The organism is Polaribacter sp. BAL334 (assembly GCF_015767435.1).
GTDB lineage: Bacteria > Bacteroidota > Bacteroidia > Flavobacteriales > Flavobacteriaceae > Polaribacter.
This window is the reverse complement of the sequence record NZ_JADWOV010000167.1, coordinates 1-344: the sequence shown is the minus strand read 5'-3', so window position 1 is coordinate 344 and position 344 is coordinate 1. Positions and strand designations below refer to the sequence as shown.

Annotated in this window: 1 protein-coding gene; it reads left to right on the top strand. The window is 36.3% G+C overall.

Features of this window, described 5'->3' with window-relative positions; all coding sequences use genetic code 11:
- Positions 1–38 precede the first annotated feature (38 nt).
- Positions 39–284 carry a hypothetical protein gene (locus IU405_RS00875; RefSeq protein ID WP_197436753.1) on the top strand — a complete coding sequence of 82 codons (246 nt, stop codon included), beginning with the start codon at positions 39–41 and terminating at the stop codon, positions 282–284.
- Positions 285–344 lie beyond the last annotated feature (60 nt).

Genomic DNA, 344 nt, shown 5'->3' with positions numbered 1-344 from the left:
TATAAAGTTGCGCATATATACTAGTTAGCGGTTATTTTATGACGACACTCAAACTGACAAATTATAAAGTATTATCGACAGGTGCTGACGGTGGACATCATTACATTTCGACTGAGATTGAGTATAATGGTGTTACGAGACAGATTACAGCTTTGTTCAAAAACAAATCTGACGAGAAAAAGCTTTCGGACAAATTAGAAATAACTGTTAAAGGAAACCTGGTTGACGAAGGATTGCAACAATCCCTAATGTTGTTGGACACAGAAATTATTGACGGACAATGAACGAAGAAGAACTAATTCATCGCATAAAAAACGCTATTGTTTTACTGCAAGACGGACACC

What these genes read in the sequence shown, in the direction of transcription:
- IU405_RS00875 (WP_197436753.1), top strand. Translation starts at nt 39, where the DNA reads ATGACGACACTCAAACTGACAAATTATAAAGTATTATCGACAGGTGCT.